Here is an 18847-nt window from a genome sequence, read left to right on the forward strand (position 1 = left end):
TTCCGTGAGTACCTTTCAGGCCCCCAAGGGCACGTACGACCTTCTGCCGCCCCGTTCCGCGACGTTCCTCGCGGTGCGCGAGGCCATCGCCGGACCGCTCAGGAACTCCGGCTACGGCTATGTCGAGACCCCCGGCTTCGAGAACGTGGAGCTGTTCGCGCGCGGTGTCGGTGAGTCGACGGACATCGTGACCAAGGAGATGTACGCCTTCGAGACCAAGGGCGGCGACAGGCTGGCCCTGCGCCCCGAGGGCACCGCCTCCGTGCTGCGCGCCGCCCTGGAGGCGAACCTGCACCGGCAGGGCAATCTCCCGGTCAAGCTCTGGTACTCCGGCTCGTACTACCGCTACGAGCAGCCGCAGGCGGGCCGCTACCGGCACTTCTCCCAGGTCGGCGCCGAGGCGATCGGCGCGGAGGACCCGGCGCTGGACGCCGAGCTGATCATCCTGGCCGACCAGGCGTACCGCTCGCTGGGCCTCAGGAACTTCCGCATCCTGCTCAACAGCCTGGGCGACAAGGAGTGCCGTCCGGTGTACCGGGCCGCCCTCCAGGACTTCCTGCGCGGCCTGGACCTCGACGAGGACACCCTGCGCCGCGCCGAGATCAACCCGCTCCGCGTCCTGGACGACAAGCGCGAGTCGGTCCAGAAGCAGCTCGGTGACGCCCCCCTCCTGCGGGACTACCTCTGCGACGCCTGCAAGGCGTACCACGAGGAGGTCCGTGAGCTGATCACGGCCGCCGGTGTCGCCTTCGAGGACGACCCGAAGCTGGTCCGCGGTCTGGACTACTACACCCGGACGACCTTCGAGTTCGTCCACGACGGTCTGGGCTCCCAGTCCGCGGTGGGCGGCGGCGGCCGTTACGACGGGCTGTCGGAGATGATCGGCGGCCCGGCCCTGCCGTCCGTCGGCTGGGCGCTCGGCGTCGACCGCACGGTCCTCGCGCTGGAGGCCGAGGGCGTCGACCTCGGCCTGCCGTCCACCACCTCCGTCTACGCCGTCCCGCTCGGCGAGGAGGCCCGCCGGGTGCTGTTCGCCAAGGTCACCGAGCTGCGCAAGCTCGGTGTCGCGGCCGACTTCTCCTACGGCGGCAAGGGCCTCAAGGGCGCCATGAAGAACGCCAACCGCAGCGGCGCCCGGTACGCGATCGTGGCCGGTGACCGCGACCTCGCCGAGGGTGTCGTCCAGCTCAAGGACATGGAGTCCGGCGAGCAGTCGGCGATCGGCGTGAACGAGATCGTGGCCGAACTGGAGTCGAGGCTGGGCTGAGGCCCGCGGGGTGAGGGGGCCGCACGCCCCCTCACCCCCTCGCTCACTCCAGCAGTCCGTACCGCATGGCGCTGGTGACCGCCGCCGTCCGGTCGTCCACGTCCAACTTGGTGAAGACACGCAGGAGATGGGTCTTCACCGTCGACTCCCCGATGAACAGGCGTCTGCCGATCTCCGCGTTGGTGCAGCCCTCGGCCACCAGCCGCAGCACCGCCGTCTCACGGGTCGACAGACGGGGGCGTTCCGGCTTGGTGCGGAGCTGATCGACCAGACGGGCCGCCACCGACGGGGCCAGCACCGTCTCGCCGCGCGCCGCCCGTCGTACCGCCTCAGCCAGTTGGCTCCGGGGCAGGTCCTTCAGGAGATAGCCCGCGGCGCCCGCCTCCACGGCCCGCAGGATGTCCCGGTCGGTCTCGTACGTCGTCAGGACGATCACCCGGCACGGCAGCCCGGACTCCGTCATCCGCGCGATCGACTCCACACCCCCGCCGCCCGGCATCCGCAGGTCCATCAGCACGATGTCGGGGCGCAGTTCGGCGGCCAGGGCCTCCGCCCGGGGGCCGCTCTCCGCGTCGGCGACGACCTCCAGATCCGGCTCGGCGCTCAGCATCGCCCGCAGCCCCTCGCGTACGACGGGATGGTCGTCGGCCAGGACGATCCTGATCACGCGGTCCCCCTCCTCGCCCCGGCCGGGACGGGCAGCCGGACGGTGACCGTCGTGCCCTCGCCCGGCGCACTGCGCACCAGCGTCGTCCCGCCCACCTCCGCAGCCCTCGCCCGCAGTCCCGCCAGACCGTAGCCGTCCGAGTCCCGGGCGGGGTCGAAGCCCCGGCCGTCGTCGCGCACCGACACCGTCAGCCCGTCCTCGTCGTACCCCAGACAGATCGTCACCCGCGCCGAACTCCCGGCGTGCTTACGGGCGTTGGTCAGCGCCTCCTGGCAGGAGCGCAGCGCCACCACCTCCGGCCCGGCGGGCAGCGCGCGCACCGGGCCCGTGACATCCAGGTCCGCCGAGTGCCGCGCGGCCAGCCGGCCGAGCGCGTCCGGCAGCGAGGTCCCGGCCAGATCGGCGGGGGTGCCGCCCGCGACCAGGGCACGGGCCTCGGCCAGGTTCTGCCGGGCGGTCTCGTCCATCAGCCGCAGATGCGCACGGGCCCGCGCCACGTCCGTCTCCAGCTCCGCCTCCACCGCCTGGGTCAGCATCAGCAGGCTGGTGAAGCCCTGCGCGAGCGTGTCATGGATCTCCCGGGCCATCCGCTCCCGCTCCGCCAGCGCGCCGTGGGCCACCGACAGCCGGGCCACCTCGCTGCGGCTGGCGTCCAGCTCGGCGATCAGCTCGGCGCGCTCCGCGCTCTGCGCGATGATCCGGATGATCCAGCTGCCGACGGCCACCGAGAACACCAGGCTGACCAGCGCGAACAGACCGTTGAGGAAGACGTCCTGGCCGTCGGGCCACCACAGCAGCGCCCAGCCCACCACCGGCGCGACGTTCAGCACGGCCACCGCGATCAGGGCGGGCCGCAGCCGCAGTGTCATGAAGCACTGCGGGACCAGCGCGAACGTGATCAGCCGGGTCTCGCCCACCAGCACCGCCGACGGCAGGAACAGCGCCATCCCGCCCACGAGATGGACCAGGGACCTGCGTTCGTCCGCCTGCGGCTCGCCCTGCATCAGGGGACGCCCCACGACGACGTACCAGGGCACGAGCGGGACGAGCAGCCCGGCCGCCACCACGCGGACCGGCCACCCCGGGTGTTCCGTGCCGAGCACGGTCACCAGGGTGGCCGTCCAGACCAGCGCGAAGTACACGTCCCAGATACGGAAGGAACTGTCCCAGATGTGCGCGTCGGCCTCGGCGGGGCCGCTCATCCGTCGCGCCGGTTCTTCCACCGGAAGGTCAGCAGACACAGCGCCAATCCTCCGACGCACCACGCCCCGAGGACCAGGGCCACCCGTCCGAACTCCCAGCTGCCCGCCTGCTCCAGGACCCGCGCCGACTCCGGCAGGAACACCCCGCGCAGCCCCTGGCACATCCACTTCAGCGGGAACAGCGCGCCGACCGTCAGCATCCAGTCGGGGATCGTGGCGACCGAGATGTACACGCCGGAGATGAACTGGAGCACCAGGAAGGGCAGGACGACCACCGACGTGGCGCTCCGGCCCGACTTCGGGACCGAGCTGATCGCGATGCCGAGCAGCGCACAGGCGGTGAGTCCGAGGACGAAGATCCACGCGAAGTCGAACCAGCGGGCCGCCGACGAGGGCAGATCGACGTCGTACAGCGTGGTGCCGACCAGCAGCAGGACGGCCGTCTCCAGCGCACCGGTGACCAGAACCAGCCAGATCTTGCCGAGGAAGTACGCGGCGGGCGGCATCGGTGTGCCGCGCAGCCGGCGCAGCACCTTCTCGTCCCGCTCGATCGCGATCGAGATGCCCAGGGACTGGAAGCTGGTCGACATGATGCCGGCCGCCATCATCGCCGGGACGTACAGCTGCGAGGCCGTGACGCCCGCCCCGCTGACGTCGTCCTTGAAGATCGACGCGAAGAGGAACAGGAACACGACGGGGAAGGCGAAGGTGAAGACCACCTGCTCGCGCTGACGGAAGAACTGCCTCAGTTCGAGGGCGCCCCGGTGCAGGCCGAGCGTCCAGGCGGCGGGAAGGCGCGGGGACACGGCCTCGGCCCTGGCTGCCGCTGCGGTCGTGGTCATCGGGGGTCCCCCTGTCCGGTCAGGCTCAGATACACGTCCTCCAGCGTGGGGCGGGTCACCGTCAGCCCCGGGATCTCACCGTCGAAGCGGTGCGTCAGCTCGGCGACCACGCGGGTCGGGGTGTCCGTGCGCGTGCTCCGCGCGGTCCCGTCGGGCTCGCTCCAGGCGACCGTCGCGCCCGTGCCGTACCGCTCCCGCAGGGCGGCCGGCTCGCCCTCGGCGACGACCCGGCCGTCGGCCACGACCGCGAGCCGGTCGGCGAGCGCCTCCGCCTCCTCCAGGTAGTGCGTGGTCAGCAGGATGGTCGTGCCCTCGTCGGCGAGCGTGCGGATCAGGTCCCAGAACCGGCGGCGCGCCGCCGGGTCGAATCCGGTCGTCGGCTCGTCCAGAAGCAGCAGGTCCGGGCCGCCGATCACACCGAGCGCCACGTCGAGCCGGCGGCGCTGGCCACCGGAGAGGGTCTTGGTCCGGCTGTCCGCCTTCGCCTCCAGACCCACCAGGGAGATCACCTGCTCCGGGTCGCGCGGCCTCGGGTAGTAGCGCGCGAAATGCCGTACGGTCTCGCGGACCGTCAACTCGGCGGGCGCGGATTCGTCCTGCCAGACGATTCCGACACGTGAGCGCCACGCGCGCGTGCCCGTCGCCGGGTCCGCGCCCAGCACCCTCACCTCGCCCCCGTCCCGGTCGCGGTGCCCCTGGAGGATCTCCACCGTGGTGCTCTTGCCGGCGCCGTTCGGTCCGAGCAGGCCGAAGACCTCGCCCGCGCGGATCCCCAGGTCGATGCCGTCCACCGCGGTCACGTCCCCGTACCGCTTGCGCAGTCCCCGTACGTCCACCGCGAGGTCGTTCGCGTGTGCTGTCATGCCGTCCAGACTCGGCCGGAACCGCTCGTTCTGGGACGACCGTGCGGGCTTCCTTATGTCCATCGAACGGTGGATACCCGGCCCGGTGCGGCAGAATGGCCCCTGCCCGAAGATGGTCCAACTCTCAAACACGGATCGGCGTGATGAGCAAGACGACAGTCAAAGACGTCTCCACGGAGTCCGAGCCCGAGCGTGACACCACGGCCGCGGCCCGGACGGCGGGCGGCAGCCGTGCGTTCGCGATCCTGCTGCTGATCACCGGCGCGGCCGGTCTGCTCGCCGCGTGGGTCATCACGATCGACAAGTTCAAACTGCTCGAGGCCAAGGTCGCGGGCACGACCTTCACCCCCGGGTGCAGCCTGAACCCGGTGGTCTCCTGCGGCAGCGTGATGGAGTCCAAGCAGGCCGCCGCCTTCGGCTTCCCCAACCCGATGCTCGGCCTGGTCTGCTACGGCATCGTCATCTGCGTCGGCATGAGCCTGCTGGCCGGCGCCCGCTTCCCGCGCTGGTACTGGCTCACCTTCAACTTCGGCACGCTCTTCGGCGTCGCCTTCTGCACCTGGCTGCAGTTCCAGTCCCTGTACCGGATCAACGCCCTGTGCCTGTGGTGCTCGCTGGCCTGGGTCGCCACGATCACCATGTTCTGGTACGTGACCTCCTTCAACATCCGCAACGCCTTCCTGCCCGCCCCGCGCTGGCTGAAGGGCTTCTTCGGCGAGTTCACCTGGGTCGTGCCCGTGCTGCACATCGGCATCATCGGGATGCTGATCCTGACCCGCTGGTGGGAGTTCTGGACCAGCTGACGGTCCGGGCCACGTTGTCGGTGCGGTCCTTTAGGGTTTCAGCGTGGAGCCCGACCTGTTCACCGCCGCAGCAGAAGAACGCCAGGAGAAGGATCCCGCCGGGAGTCCCCTGGCGGTCCGGATGCGTCCGCGCACCCTCGACGAGGTCGTGGGCCAGCAGCACCTGCTGAAGCCGGGCTCCCCCCTGCGCCGCCTGGTCGGCGAGGGGGCCAAGGGCCCGGCCGGGCCCTCCTCGGTGATCCTCTGGGGCCCGCCCGGCACCGGCAAGACCACACTGGCGTACGTCGTGTCCAAGGCGACGAACAAGCGGTTCGTGGAGCTCTCCGCGATCACCGCGGGCGTCAAGGAGGTCCGCGCGGTCATCGACGGCGCCCGGCGCGCCACCGGGGGGTACGGCAAGGAGACCGTCCTCTTCCTCGACGAGATCCACCGCTTCAGCAAGGCCCAGCAGGACTCCCTCCTCCCGGCCGTCGAGAACCGCTGGGTGACCCTGATCGCGGCGACCACGGAGAACCCCTACTTCTCGGTGATCTCCCCGCTGCTGTCCCGCTCCCTGCTGCTGACCCTCGAACCCCTCACCGACGACGATCTGCGGGGGCTGCTGCGCAGGGCCCTGACCGACGAGCGCGGGCTCAGGGGCGCCGTCACCCTCCCCGACGACACCGAGGCCCACCTCCTGCGCATCGCCGGCGGCGACGCCCGCCGCGCCCTGACCGCCCTGGAGGCCGCCGCGGGCGCCGCCCTCGACCAGGACGAGAGCGAGATCAGCCTGGCGACCCTGGAGCAGACGGTCGACCGGGCGGCGGTGACGTACGACCGCGACGGCGACCAGCACTACGACGTCGCCAGCGCCCTCATCAAGTCGATCCGCGGCTCCGACGTCGACGCCGCCCTGCACTACCTCGCCCGCATGATCGAGGCCGGTGAGGACCCCCGCTTCATCGCCCGCCGGCTGATGATCTCCGCCAGCGAGGACATCGGCCTCGCCGATCCGAACGCCCTGCCCACGGCCGTCGCCGCCGCCCAGGCCGTCGCCATGATCGGTTTCCCCGAGGCCGCCCTCATCCTCAGCCACGCCACCATCGCCCTCGCCCTCGCCCCCAAGTCCAACTCCGCGACCACCGCGATCGGCGCCGCCCTGGACGACGTACGCAAGGGACTGGCCGGATCCGTGCCGCCGCATCTGCGTGACGGGCACTACAAGGGCGCCGCCAAGCTCGGCCACGCGCAGGGGTACGTGTATCCGCACGACCTGGCGGAGGGCATCGCCGCCCAGCAGTACGCACCGGACGCGATCAAGGACCGGGAGTACTACACCCCCACCCGGCACGGCGCGGAGGCCCGGTACGCCGACGCCGTGGAGTGGACCAGGAAGCACCTCGGTCGCAAGCGGTCCTGAGCACCCTGTAAACTCGTTCGGAGTGCTGCGTCCCGCGCTGTCAGAACGGGACAGTCAGCCGGAGCCCGGTCCCCGGACCGGGTCCAGGAGCGTCGCGCACCGTCGATCGGTGTCGCGGGCAGCCCACCACCACCCGCCGTACGGCGGGAGAGGTCGGTGGGCCACTCGCGTGCTGCACGTATGTGCCCAGACCAGGGGAGCGGCTGCCCGGCGGGGTCCCTCGCGGACCTCATGGGTTTCCCCGGCTGCGGATGCGACCTCCCTTAACTCTGACAAGCCGAAAACCAGGAAATGAGAGACAAGTGGCGAACCAGTCCCGCCCCAAGGTCAAGAAGTCGCGTGCCCTCGGTATCGCGCTGACCCCGAAGGCCGTCAAGTACTTCGAGGCCCGCCCCTACCCGCCGGGCGAGCACGGCCGCGGCCGCAAGCAGAACTCGGACTACAAGGTCCGTCTGCTGGAGAAGCAGCGTCTGCGCGCGCAGTACGACCTCTCCGAGCGCCAGCTGGTCCGCGCCTACGAGCGCGCCTCCAAGGTGCAGGGCAAGACCGGTGAGGCCCTGATCATCGAGCTCGAGCGCCGTCTCGACGCCCTGGTGCTGCGTTCGGGCATCGCCCGCACCATCTACCAGGCCCGTCAGATGGTCGTGCACGGCCACATCGAGGTCAACGGCCAGAAGACCGACAAGCCGTCGTTCCGCGTCCGTCCCGACGACGTCGTGATGGTCCGCGAGCGCAGCCGCGAGAAGACCCTCTTCTCCATCGCCCGTGAGGGTGGCTTCGCCCCCGACGGCGAGACCCCGCGCTACCTCCAGGTGAACCTCAAGGCCCTGGCGTTCCGCCTGGACCGTGAGCCGAACCGCAAGGAGATCCCGGTGATCTGCGACGAGCAGCTCGTCGTCGAGTACTACGCCCGCTGATCCTTCGGCGGCCGTAGGACTTCTGCGCCCAGGCCCGTCGTCTCCCCGGAGGCGGCGGGCTTTCGCGCGCCCGTAATGCGGTACGGAGCCCCGCCCCCGGCGCGATAGGCTCAGAGCGCCTTATTGATTTTTCTCGAAGCGCGGGAAGCAGGTGCGCAGTGTCCGGTGGAGAGGTGGCCGGGATCCTGGTGGCCGTCTTCTGGGCGATCCTGGTCTCCTTCCTCGCCGTCGCGCTGGCGAGGCTGGCCCAGACGCTCAGGGCGACCACCAAACTGGTCGCGGACGTGACCGAACAGGCCGTCCCGCTGCTGGCCGACGCCTCCGCCGCGGTGCGCTCCGCGCAGACCCAGATCGACCGGGTCGACGCCATCGCCTCCGACGTCCAGGAGGTCACCTCGAACGCCTCCGCGCTCTCGACGACCGTCGCCTCCACCTTCGGCGGCCCCTTGGTCAAGGTCGCCGCCTTCGGCTACGGCGTGCGCCGGGCCCTCGGTGGCCGCCGGGAGGACATGCCCGCCCGTGAGCCCCGGCGTACCGTGATCGTGGGCCGCACGGTCTCCCGGCGGGAGAAGCGCAGCGCCCGTGGAAAGAGGGACTGAGAGCCAGCCATGTTCCGCCGTACGTTCTGGTTCACGACCGGTGTCGCCGCCGGTGTCTGGGCCACCACCAAGGTCAACCGCAAGCTGAAGCAGCTCACCCCGGAGAGCCTCGCCGCGACGGCGGCCAACAAGGCCCTCGAGACGGGGGCGCGCCTGAAGGACCGCGCGGTGGGCTTCGCGCTCGACGTCCGCGACAACATGGCCCAGCGCGAGGCGGAGCTCCAGGACGCCCTCGGCATCGACGAGGACCCCGAACTCCCCTCGCCCCGGCGGTTCGCCGCCATCGAGAACAGCACCCACCCGAGGTACGTCCAGACCACGACGTACTCGTACGACCGGAATGAGGACCACTGATGGAGTCGGCCGAGATTCGCCGCCGCTGGCTGAGCTTCTTCGAGGAGCGCGGGCACACCGTCGTCCCTTCGGCGTCGCTCATCGCGGACGACCCGACTCTGCTCCTCGTCCCCGCCGGCATGGTGCCCTTCAAGCCCTACTTCCTCGGTGAGGTCAAGCCGCCCTTCGCCCGCGCCACCAGCGTGCAGAAGTGCGTGCGCACCCCCGACATCGAAGAGGTCGGCAAGACCACCCGCCACGGCACGTTCTTCCAGATGTGCGGCAACTTCTCCTTCGGTGACTACTTCAAGGAAGGCGCCATCTCGTACGCCTGGGAGCTGCTCACCAGCGCCCAGGACAAGGGTGGTTACGGTCTGGAGCCGGAGAAGCTCTGGATCACCGTCTACCAGGACGACGACGAGGCCGAGCGCATCTGGCACGAGGTCGTCGGTGTGCCGAAGGAGCGCATCCAGCGCCTCGGCATGAAGGACAACTACTGGTCCATGGGCGTCCCCGGCCCCTGCGGCCCCTGCTCCGAGATCAACTACGACCGCGGCCCCGAGTTCGGCGTCGAGGGCGGCCCCGCCGTCAACGACGAGCGGTACGTGGAGATCTGGAACCTCGTCTTCATGCAGTACGAGCGCGGCGAGGGCATCGGCAAGGACAACTTCGAGATCCTCGGCGAGCTGCCGAGCAAGAACATCGACACGGGCCTGGGCCTGGAGCGTCTCGCCATGATTCTGCAGGGCGTGCAGAACATGTACGAGATCGACACCTCCATGGCCGTCATCGCCAAGGCCACCGAACTGACCGGCGTGGCCTACGGCGACGCCCATGACTCGGACGTCTCCCTGCGCGTGGTCACCGACCACATGCGCACCTCCGTGATGCTCATCGGCGACGGTGTCACCCCCGGCAACGAGGGCCGCGGCTACGTCCTGCGCCGCATCATGCGCCGCGCCATCCGCAACATGCGCCTCCTCGGCGCCACCGGCCCGGTCGTCAAGGAGCTCATCGACACCGTCATCGGCATGATGGGCCAGCAGTACCCGGAGCTGGTCACCGACCGCGAGCGCATCGAGAACGTCGCCCTCGCCGAGGAGGCCCGCTTCCTCAAGACCCTCAACGCCGGTACGAACGTGCTCGACGGCGCCGTCGGCGAGACCAAGGCCGCCGGCTCCACCGTGCTCTCCGGCGACAAGGCGTTCCTGCTCCACGACACCTGGGGCTTCCCGATCGACCTCACCCTGGAGATGGCCGCCGAGCAGGGGCTGTCCGTGGACGAGGACGGCTTCCGCCGCCTGATGAAGGAGCAGCGGGAGCGCGCCAAGGCCGACGCCCAGGCCAAGAAGACCGGCCACGCCGGTGCCGGCGCCTACCGGGAGATCGCCGACAAGGCCGGCGAGACCGAGTTCATCGGCTACGCCGACACCGAGGGCGAGTCCACCGTCGTCGGCATCCTCGTCGACGGTGTCTCCTCCCCGGCCGCCTCCGAGGGCGACGAGGTCGAGATCGTCCTGGACCGCACCCCGTTCTACGCCGAGGGCGGCGGCCAGATCGGCGACACCGGCCGGATCAAGGTGGCCTCCGGTGCCGTCGTGGAGATCCGCGACACCCAGAAGCCGGTCCCGGGCGTCTACGTCCACAAGGGCGTCGTCCAGGTCGGCGAGGTGACCGTCGGTGACCTGGTGCAGGCCACGATCGACTCCCGTCGGCGCAAGGCCATCGCCCGCGCCCACTCGGCCACCCACCTCACCCACCAGGCCCTGCGCGACGCGCTCGGCCCGACGGCCGCCCAGGCCGGTTCCGAGAACCAGCCCGGCCGTTTCCGCTTCGACTTCGGCTCCCCGTCCGCCGTTCCCACGGCCGTCATGACCGACGTCGAGCAGAAGATCAACGAGGTGCTCGCCCGCGATCTCGACGTGCGCGCCGACATCATGGGCATCGACGAGGCCAAGAAGCAGGGCGCCATCGCCGAGTTCGGCGAGAAGTACGGCGAGCGGGTCCGCGTGGTGACCATCGGCGACTTCTCCAAGGAGCTGTGCGGCGGCACCCATGTGCACAACACCGCCCAGCTGGGCCTGGTGAAGCTGCTCGGCGAGTCGTCGATCGGCTCGGGGGTGCGCCGTATCGAGGCCCTCGTCGGCGTCGACGCCTACCACTTCCTCGCCCGTGAGCACACGGTCGTCGCCCAGCTCCAGGAGCTGGTCAAGGGCCGTCCGGAGGAGCTCCCGGAGAAGGTCTCCGCCATGCTCGGCAAGCTGAAGGACGCCGAGAAGGAGATCGAGAAGTTCCGCGCGGAGAAGGTCCTCCAGGCCGCCGCCGGTCTCGCCGAGTCCGCCAAGGACGTGCACGGCGTCGCCGTGGTCACCGGGCAGGTCCCGGACGGTACGACCCCGGACGACCTGCGCAGGCTGGTCCTCGACGTGCGCGGCCGCATCCAGGGCGGCCGGGCCGCCGTGGTCGCCCTGTTCACGGTCACCAACGGCAAGCCGCTCACGGTCATCGCCACCAACGAGGCCGCCCGCGAGCGCGGTCTGAAGGCCGGCGAGCTGGTCCGTACGGCCGCCAGGACCCTCGGTGGCGGCGGTGGCGGCAAGCCGGACGTCGCCCAGGGCGGCGGCCAGAACCCGGGCGCCGTCGGCGAGGCCGTCGACGCGGTCGAGCGGCTCGTGGCCGACACGGCCAAGTGAGCGGGACCGTGCGCAGGGGCCGTCGACTCGCGATCGATGTCGGGGACGCCCGGATCGGGGTCGCCTCGTGCGACCCCGACGGGATCCTCGCCACCCCGGTGGAGACGGTCCCCGGCCGGGACATCCCGGCGGCTCACCGACGGCTCGGGCAACTCGTCGAGGAGTACGAGCCGATCGAGGTCGTCGTCGGTCTTCCTCGCTCCCTCAAGGGGGGCGAGGGCCCGGCCGCGGTAAAGGTTCGCGGCTTCGCACAGGAGCTCGCCCAGCGCATCGCGCCCGTGCCCGTACGCCTGGTGGACGAGCGGATGACGACCGTGACGGCCAGTCAGGGACTGCGCGCCTCCGGGGTGAAGGCGAAGAAGGGCCGGTCGGTGATCGACCAGGCAGCCGCTGTGATCATCCTTCAGCAGGCCCTGGAATCCGAACGGGTGTCAGGTAAAGCACCGGGCGAGGGCGTCGAAGTGGTCATCTGATCGCGATACGGTAACGTTCCGCGCGATGCGGTAGGTGTTCGAACAGCCGCCGCACAGAGAGAGGCGGAACGGTGACGGACCTGGGAAGGCCGCGTGATCGCCGCCTCGCGGCTCTAGGGGATCGATGACTGAGTATGGCCGGGGCCCAGGCTCCGAACCGTGGCATCCCGAGGACCCGTTGTACGGGGACGGCGGATGGGACGGGCAGCAGCAGGCCCACCAGGGCCATCAGCCTGCCTACGGCGGCCAGCCGCAGCACCACCACTACCCGCAGCAGCCGCAGCAGCCGGGATACGGCGACTGGGGCAACGGACAGGCGCAGCAGTACGACCAGCACCCGTACGGTCAGCAGCAGTACCCGCAGCAGCCCTACGACCCTCAGCAGTACCAGCAGCCCCATGACCAGCAGCAGTACGGCTCCCAGGGCCAGCAGAACTACCACGAGGGGTACCAGGAGGGCGGCTGGGACGGCACCGGCACCCACGCCCATGTGCCGTACGCCGCCGACCCCGGTGACCCGTACGGGCAGCAGCCCGCCGCGTACGGCGCCGAACAGCCCGACTTCTACGGCACCCCCGACGCGTACCCGCCGCCGGAGCCCCCGGCCCGGCGGGTCACCGAACCGGAGCCGGAACCCGAGGCGGAGGCCGAACAGAAAACCGACTGGGACCCCGGACCCGACCAGGGCGAGCACGCGTTCTTCGCGGGCGGGGGCGCCGACGACGACGAGGACGACGACGATCCCGACGGCCGCGGGGGCCGCAGGGGGCGCGGCGGCAAGGACGTCAAGGCGGGCAAGCCGGGCAAGGGCAAGAAGAAGAGCCGCAACGGCTGCGCCTGCCTGGTGGTCGTTCTGGTGTTCGCCGGCGGTGTCGGCGGCGTCGGCTATTTCGGCTACAACTTCTACAAGAATCGTTACGGCGCACCCCCCGACTATTCGGGCAACGGTACGAGCCAGACGGTCAGTGTCCAGGTACCCGACGGGACCGTCGGCGCGGGGATCGGCCGGCTGCTGAAGGAGGCCGGGGTCGTCAAGAGCGTCGACGCCTTCGTCTCCGCGGCCACGAACAATCCCAACGCGAAAAAGATCCAGGCGGGCGCGTACATTCTGAAGAAGGAGATGTCCGCGAAGGCCGCCGTCGAGATGATGCTCGACGGGGACAGTCAGGCCAACGTGCTGGTCACGCCCGGCCAGCGCAATGTGCAGGTCTACACGGTCATCGACCAGAAACTCGACCTCTCCGCGGGCACCACCCGCAAGGTCGCCGAGAAGGACTGGAAGACCCTCGGACTGCCCAAGTGGGCGAACGACAACAGCAACATAAAGGACCCCCTGGAGGGCTTCCTCTTCCCGGGCACCTATCCCGCGGCCAAGGGCATGAAGCCCGAGGCGGTGCTGAAGGCGATGGTGGCCAGCGCGACGAAGAAGTACGCGTCGTACGACCTGGAGGCCAAGGCCAAGGCGTTCAAGCTGGACAGCCCGCTCCAGATGGTCACCGTCGCGAGCCTGGTCCAGGCCGAGGGCAAGACCGAGGACGACTACCGCAAGATGGCGGAGGTGATCTACAACCGCCTCGACCGCGCGAACCCGGAGACATACGGATTCCTGCAGTTCGACTCGACCTTCAACTACCTGAAGAGCGAAAGCAAGATCAATATCAGCGAGTCGGAGATCAACAGCAACAAGGACCCGTACAACACCTACACCAACAAGGGCCTGCCGCCCGGCCCGATCGGCAATCCCGGCGATGTCGCCATCAAGGCGATGCTGAAACCGACCGACGACGGGTGGTACTACTTCGTGGCGACCGACGGGGTGAGCAAGACCGAATTCGCCAGGACGCACGCAGATTTCCTGAAGCTCAAGGACAAGTTCGATGAGAGCACGGGCAACTGACGCCCATCGGGCCGCCGTCCTCGGCAGCCCCATCGCCCACTCCCTCTCCCCGGTGCTGCACCGCGCCGCCTACGAGGCGCTCGAGCTCACCGCATGGACGTACGACCGCTTCGAGATCGACGAGGCCGCCCTGCCCGGCTTCGTCGACGGGCTCGGCGGGGAGTGGGCCGGGCTGTCCCTGACCATGCCGCTCAAGCGTGCCGTGATCCCGCTGCTCGACGAGATCAGCGAGACGGCCGCCTCCGTGGACGCGGTCAACACCCTGGTGTTCACCGAGGACGGCCGCCGCGTCGGCGACAACACCGACATCCCCGGCATGGTCGCCGCCCTGCGCGAGCACGGCGTCGAGCAGGTCGACTCGGCCGCGGTCCTCGGCGCCGGCGCCACCGCGTCCTCCGCGCTCGCCGCCCTGGCCCGGGTCTGCTCCGGCGAGATCGTGGCCTACGTCCGCAGCGCGGCCCGCGCCGACGAGATGCGGCAGTGGGGCGAGCGCCTCGACGTCGAGGTCCGCATCGCCGACTGGTCCGAGGCGGCCGACGCCCTGCGCTTCCCGCTCGTGATCGCCACCACCCCGGCCGGGACGACGGACGCCCTGGCGGCCTCGGTGCCCGAGCGGCCCGCCACCCTCTTCGACGTGCTCTACGAGCCCTGGCCGACCGAGCTGGCCGCCCGCTGGTCCATGTTCGGCGGCGCCGTCGTCAGCGGCCTCGACCTCCTCGTCCACCAGGCCGTGCTCCAGGTGGAACAGATGACCGGCATCACCCCGGCACCGCTGGAGGCGATGCGCAAGGCGGGCGAACACGCGCTGGCCTCCCGGCAGGCGGCTCAGCCGTGAAAGCGGCCGGCGCGCGGCCCTGAGCCGTTTCGTCCGCCCAATGGACCGGGAGCCCGATCCGTGCCGCGGACGTGGGAGGATCGAGGTGGCTGGCCGGAGCCGCGCACCCGGCCGGACCGAGGACGTACGCGAGGACGCGCGTAGGGCAGTACCAGGGCGCGAGCACTGAGGAGCATCGTTGAGCAGGCTGCGTTGGCTGACCGCGGGGGAGTCCCACGGTCCCGCACTTGTCGCGACGCTGGAGGGCCTTCCCGCCGGCGTGCCGATCACCACGGAGATGGTGGCCGACCATCTCGCGCGGCGGCGGCTCGGCTACGGACGCGGCGCGCGGATGAAGTTCGAGCGCGACGAGGTCACCTTCCTCGGCGGCGTCCGGCACGGCCTGACCCTCGGCTCCCCGATCGCGATCATGGTGGGCAACACCGAGTGGCCCAAGTGGGATCAGGTCATGTCGGCCGACCCGGTCGACCCCGAGATCCTCGCCGGCCTCGCCCGCAACGCCCCGCTGACCCGCCCCCGCCCCGGCCACGCCGACCTCGCGGGCATGCAGAAGTACGGCTTCGACGAGGCCCGCCCGATCCTGGAGCGCGCCTCCGCCCGCGAGACCGCCGCCCGTGTGGCCCTCGGCGCCGTGGCCCGCTCGTACCTCAAGGAGACGGCCGGCATCGAGATCGTCTCCCACGTGGTGGAGCTGGCGGCGGCCAAGGCCCCGTACGGCGTCCACCCGACCCCCGCCGACGTCGAGAAGCTGGACGCCGACCCGGTGCGCTGCCTCGACGCCGACGCCTCGAAGGCGATGGTCGCGGAGATCGACCAGGCCCACAAGGACGGCGACACCCTCGGCGGCGTCGTCGAGGTCCTGGCGTACGACGTCCCCGTCGGCCTCGGCTCGCACGTGCACTGGGACCGCCGCCTCGACGCCCGGCTCGCCGCCGCTCTGATGGGCATCCAGGCCATCAAGGGCGTCGAGGTCGGCGACGGCTTCGGCCTCGCGCGCGTGCCCGGCTCCAAGGCCCACGACGAGATCCTCACCACCCCCGAGGGCATCCGGCGCTCCTCCGGCCGCTCCGGCGGCACCGAGGGCGGTCTGACCACCGGCGAGCTGCTGCGCGTGCGTGCCGCGATGAAGCCGATCGCGACCGTCCCGCGCGCCCTGCGCACGGTCGACGTGACCACCGGCGAGCAGGCCCAGGCCCACCACCAGCGCTCCGACGTGTGCGCGGTCCCCGCGGCCGGCATCGTCGCCGAGGCGATGGTGGCCCTCGTCCTGGCGGACGCGGTCGCGGAGAAGTTCGGCGGCGACAGCGTCCCCGAGACCCGCCGCAACGTCCGGTCCTACCTCGACCACCTCCACATCCGATGAGCGGGCCCCTGGTCGTCCTGGTCGGCCCGATGGGCGTCGGCAAGTCCACCGTCGGGCAGCTGCTCGCGGAGCGGCTCGGCGCCGGCTTCCGGGACACCGACGACGACATCGTCGCCGAGCAGGGCCGCAGCATCGCGGAGATCTTCGTCGACGAGGGCGAGGAGACGTTCCGCGCGATCGAGAAGCGGGCCGTGCGCCGCGCGCTCGCCGAGCACGGGGGCGTCCTGGCGCTCGGCGGCGGCTCGATCCTCGACGAGGACAGCCGCGCCCTGCTCGCGGACCAGCGCGTGGTCTATCTGTCGATGGACGTCGAGGAGGCCGTCCAGCGCACCGGCCTCAACGCGGCCCGCCCGCTGCTCGCCGTCAACCCGCGCAAGCAGTGGCGCGAGCTGATGGAGGCCCGCCGCGGCCTGTACGAGGAGGTCGCCACCGCCGTGGTGGCCACGGACGGCCGTACGCCCGAAGAGGTCACCCAAGCCGCCCTGGACGCACTGGAGTTGAAGGAAGCATGAGCAGCAGTGAGGCGGTGACCCGGATCCGGGTCGGCGGCAGCGCGGGCTCCGAGCCGTACGAGGTCCTGGTGGGCCGTCAGCTCCTCGGTGAACTCGCCGGACTGATCGGCCCCAAGGCCAAGCGGGTCGCCGTGATCCACCCCGAGGCCCTCGCCGAGACCGGCGACGCGCTCCGCGCCGACCTGGCCGGGCAGGGCTACGACGCCGTCGCCATCCAGGTGCCCAACGCGGAGGAGGCCAAGACCGCCGAGGTCGCCGCGTACTGCTGGAAGGCGCTCGGCCAGTCCGGCTTCACCCGTACCGACGTCGTCGTGGGCGTCGGCGGCGGCGCCACCACGGACCTCGCCGGGTTCGTGGCCGCCACCTGGCTGCGCGGGGTGCGCTGGATCGCCGTACCGACCACCGTGCTCGCCATGGTGGACGCGGCCGTGGGCGGCAAGACCGGCATCAACACCGCCGAGGGCAAGAACCTCGTCGGCGCCTTCCACCCGCCGGCCGGCGTCCTGTGCGACCTGGCCGCGCTGGACTCCCTCCCGGTCAACGACTACGTCTCGGGGCTCGCGGAGATCATCAAGGCCGGCTTCATCGCCGACCCGGCGATCCTCGACCTCATCGAGTCCGACCCCGAGGCCGCCCGCACCCCGGCCGGTCCGCACACCGCGGAGCTGATCGAACGCTCCATCAAGGTCAAGGCGGACGTGGTCTCCTCCGACCTCAAGGAGTCGGGTCTGCGGGAGATCCTCAACTACGGCCACACCCTCGCGCACGCCATCGAGAAGAACGAGCGCTACAAGTGGCGGCACGGCGCGGCCGTGTCCGTCGGCATGCACTTCGCCGCCGAACTGGGCCGCCTCGCGGGCCGGTTGGACGACGCGACGGCCGACCGCCACCGCTCGATCCTGGAGTCCGTCGGCCTCCCCCTCCACTACCGCCACGACCAGTGGCCCAAGCTGCTGGAGACCATGAAGGTCGACAAGAAGTCGCGGGGCGACCTGCTGCGCTTCATCGTCCTCGACGGGCTCGCCAAGCCGACCGTCCTGGAGGGCCCCGACCCGGCCGTCCTCCTCGCCGCCTACGGCGAAGTCGGCCAGTAGGTCCCGAGGGATCCCTTCCGCCCGATTCACCTTCCACGCCGGGCACTTCGGACCGCCCCCGGCCGTTCACCAAACGACGGCCGGGGGCGGTACCGTTCAGAATCGAAAACGGGGGCCCCACCCCCGCAGCCAGCGCCCATTGCCTGTACGAGACGGAGTGGCACCGGATGCAGCACGCAGTGGGTTCTCCGCTGCCGCCGCCCCACCAGCCGGGGCACGGTCCGGCCGACGGCTGGTCACCGGCCGCACAACACCCGGGCCCGCACCGGCCGGGCAGCCCCCCGCACCAGCCGGGCGGCGCCCCCCACCACCAGCCGGGCTACCTCGGCGCCCCTCCTCCCTCCGGGCCCGTCCCGCCCGCGCCCCGGCCCCCCGTACCGCCCGTGCCACCGCCCCCGGCCCCGCAGCACGCCCCCGCCCCGCACGGCACCGACGTCACCGGCCATGTCCCGCTGCCGCCCGGCGGCCCCGTGGCCATGCCCACGGTCCCGCCCACCGCACCCGGACCGGACCTCGCGATCACCACCGTCGCGGTGCTGCTCATCGGGCCCGCGGGCGCCGGAAAGACCAGCGTCGCCAAGTTCTGGGCCGACCACCGCCGGGTGCCCACCGCCCACGTCAGCCTCGACGACGTCCGCGAATGGGTCCGCTCGGGCTTCGCCGACCCGCAGCGCGGCTGGAACGACCACTCCGAGGCCCAGTACCGCCTGGCCCGCCGCACCTGTGGCTTCGCCGCCCGCAACTTCCTCGCCAACGGCATCTCCTGCATCCTCGACGACGCGATCTTCCCCGACCGCCCGGTCGTCGGCCTCGGCGGCTGGAAGCGCCACGTCGGCCCCGGCCTCCTCCCGGTCGTCCTCCTCCCCGGCCTGGAGGTCGTCCTGGAACGCAACGCCCAGCGCTCCGGCAACCGCCGCCTCACCGACGAGGAGGTCGCCCGGATCCACGGCCGCATGGCCGGCTGGTATGGCTCCGGCCTCCCGATCATCGACAACTCCCAACTCGACGTCCCGTCGACGGCGAAGGTCCTGGACGACGTCCTGTCGAGAGCGATCGCCAGCCCGCCGAAGTGGTGACCCCGGGGACCA

General features: G+C 71.1%; 18 protein-coding genes. 14 read left to right on the top strand and 4 right to left on the bottom strand.

What is annotated here, in order from left to right; translation table 11 throughout:
• Positions 1-4: 4 nt before the first annotated feature.
• Positions 5-1267: a histidine--tRNA ligase gene (gene hisS / locus AQJ64_RS35845; protein WP_055633398.1), complete on the top strand. Its 1263-nt coding sequence runs from the start codon at positions 5-7 to the stop codon at positions 1265-1267.
• Between the two features lie 43 nt (positions 1268-1310).
• On the opposite strand, the gene AQJ64_RS35850 is transcribed toward hisS, so the two are convergent.
• The 4 genes from AQJ64_RS35850 to AQJ64_RS35865 are packed head-to-tail and all read right to left on the bottom strand — an operon-like array spanning position 1311 to position 4841.
• Positions 1311-1934, bottom strand: coding sequence for a response regulator (locus tag AQJ64_RS35850; RefSeq protein WP_055633397.1), 624 nt, complete (start codon positions 1932-1934; stop codon positions 1311-1313).
• Positions 1931-3136, bottom strand: coding sequence for a sensor histidine kinase (locus tag AQJ64_RS35855; RefSeq protein ID WP_055633396.1), 1206 nt, complete (start codon positions 3134-3136; stop codon positions 1931-1933). Before AQJ64_RS35855 ends, AQJ64_RS35850 begins: the two co-directional genes overlap by 4 nt.
• Positions 3133-3978: an ABC transporter permease gene (locus AQJ64_RS35860; protein WP_055633395.1), complete on the bottom strand. Its 846-nt coding sequence runs from the start codon at positions 3976-3978 to the stop codon at positions 3133-3135. Before AQJ64_RS35860 ends, AQJ64_RS35855 begins: the two co-directional genes overlap by 4 nt.
• Positions 3975-4841, bottom strand: coding sequence for an ABC transporter ATP-binding protein (locus tag AQJ64_RS35865; RefSeq protein WP_055633394.1), 867 nt, complete (start codon positions 4839-4841; stop codon positions 3975-3977). Before AQJ64_RS35865 ends, AQJ64_RS35860 begins: the two co-directional genes overlap by 4 nt.
• Positions 4842-4984: 143 nt before the next feature.
• On the opposite strand from AQJ64_RS35865, the gene AQJ64_RS35870 reads away from it, so the two are divergent.
• The 13 genes from AQJ64_RS35870 (at position 4985) to AQJ64_RS35930 (ending at position 18835) form a co-directional block, all read left to right on the top strand.
• Entirely contained in the window at positions 4985-5644 is a 660-nt protein-coding gene (locus AQJ64_RS35870) for a vitamin K epoxide reductase family protein (RefSeq protein WP_055633393.1), read from the top strand.
• Between the two features lie 43 nt (positions 5645-5687).
• Complete coding sequence (locus AQJ64_RS35875) at positions 5688-7043, top strand: replication-associated recombination protein A (protein ID WP_055633392.1); 1356 nt, start codon at positions 5688-5690, stop codon at positions 7041-7043.
• A gap of 302 nt (positions 7044-7345) precedes the next feature.
• Positions 7346-7960, top strand: a complete 615-nt coding sequence (gene rpsD, locus AQJ64_RS35880; RefSeq protein ID WP_055633391.1) for a 30S ribosomal protein S4 — start codon at positions 7346-7348, stop codon at positions 7958-7960.
• 158 nt (positions 7961-8118) lie between these two features.
• Complete coding sequence (locus AQJ64_RS35885) at positions 8119-8559, top strand: DUF948 domain-containing protein (RefSeq protein WP_055633390.1); 441 nt, start codon at positions 8119-8121, stop codon at positions 8557-8559.
• A gap of 9 nt (positions 8560-8568) precedes the next feature.
• A complete protein-coding gene (locus tag AQJ64_RS35890) occupies positions 8569-8913 on the top strand; it encodes a hypothetical protein (RefSeq protein WP_059203322.1) in 345 nt (114 codons plus the stop codon).
• Positions 8913-11585: an alanine--tRNA ligase gene (gene alaS / locus AQJ64_RS35895; protein ID WP_059203323.1), complete on the top strand. Its 2673-nt coding sequence runs from the start codon at positions 8913-8915 to the stop codon at positions 11583-11585. Before AQJ64_RS35890 ends, alaS begins: the two co-directional genes overlap by 1 nt.
• Positions 11586-11593: 8 nt before the next feature.
• Positions 11594-12058, top strand: coding sequence for a Holliday junction resolvase RuvX (ruvX, locus tag AQJ64_RS35900; RefSeq protein WP_059203324.1), 465 nt, complete (start codon positions 11594-11596; stop codon positions 12056-12058).
• Between the two features lie 124 nt (positions 12059-12182).
• Complete coding sequence (mltG, locus tag AQJ64_RS35905) at positions 12183-13955, top strand: endolytic transglycosylase MltG (RefSeq protein WP_079062139.1); 1773 nt, start codon at positions 12183-12185, stop codon at positions 13953-13955.
• A complete protein-coding gene (locus AQJ64_RS35910) occupies positions 13936-14790 on the top strand; it encodes a shikimate dehydrogenase (protein WP_059203326.1) in 855 nt (284 codons plus the stop codon). The genes mltG and AQJ64_RS35910 overlap by 20 nt, the downstream gene beginning before the upstream one ends.
• Positions 14791-14968: 178 nt before the next feature.
• Positions 14969-16153, top strand: coding sequence for a chorismate synthase (aroC, locus tag AQJ64_RS35915; RefSeq protein WP_059203327.1), 1185 nt, complete (start codon positions 14969-14971; stop codon positions 16151-16153).
• On the top strand, positions 16150-16665 hold the full coding sequence (locus AQJ64_RS35920) for a shikimate kinase (RefSeq protein WP_055637038.1): 516 nt from the start codon (positions 16150-16152) through the stop codon (positions 16663-16665). The genes aroC and AQJ64_RS35920 overlap by 4 nt, the downstream gene beginning before the upstream one ends.
• Entirely contained in the window at positions 16662-17759 is a 1098-nt protein-coding gene (gene aroB / locus AQJ64_RS35925) for a 3-dehydroquinate synthase (protein WP_055637039.1), read from the top strand. The genes AQJ64_RS35920 and aroB overlap by 4 nt, the downstream gene beginning before the upstream one ends.
• Positions 17760-17926: 167 nt before the next feature.
• Positions 17927-18835 carry a Pro-rich N-terminal domain-containing protein gene (locus tag AQJ64_RS35930; RefSeq protein WP_079062140.1) on the top strand — a complete coding sequence of 303 codons (909 nt, stop codon included), beginning with the start codon at positions 17927-17929 and terminating at the stop codon, positions 18833-18835.
• The last annotated feature ends 12 nt before the right edge of the window (positions 18836-18847 follow it).

Source organism: Streptomyces griseoruber, from assembly GCF_001514205.1.
Classification (GTDB): Bacteria; Actinomycetota; Actinomycetes; order Streptomycetales; family Streptomycetaceae; genus Streptomyces; species Streptomyces griseoruber.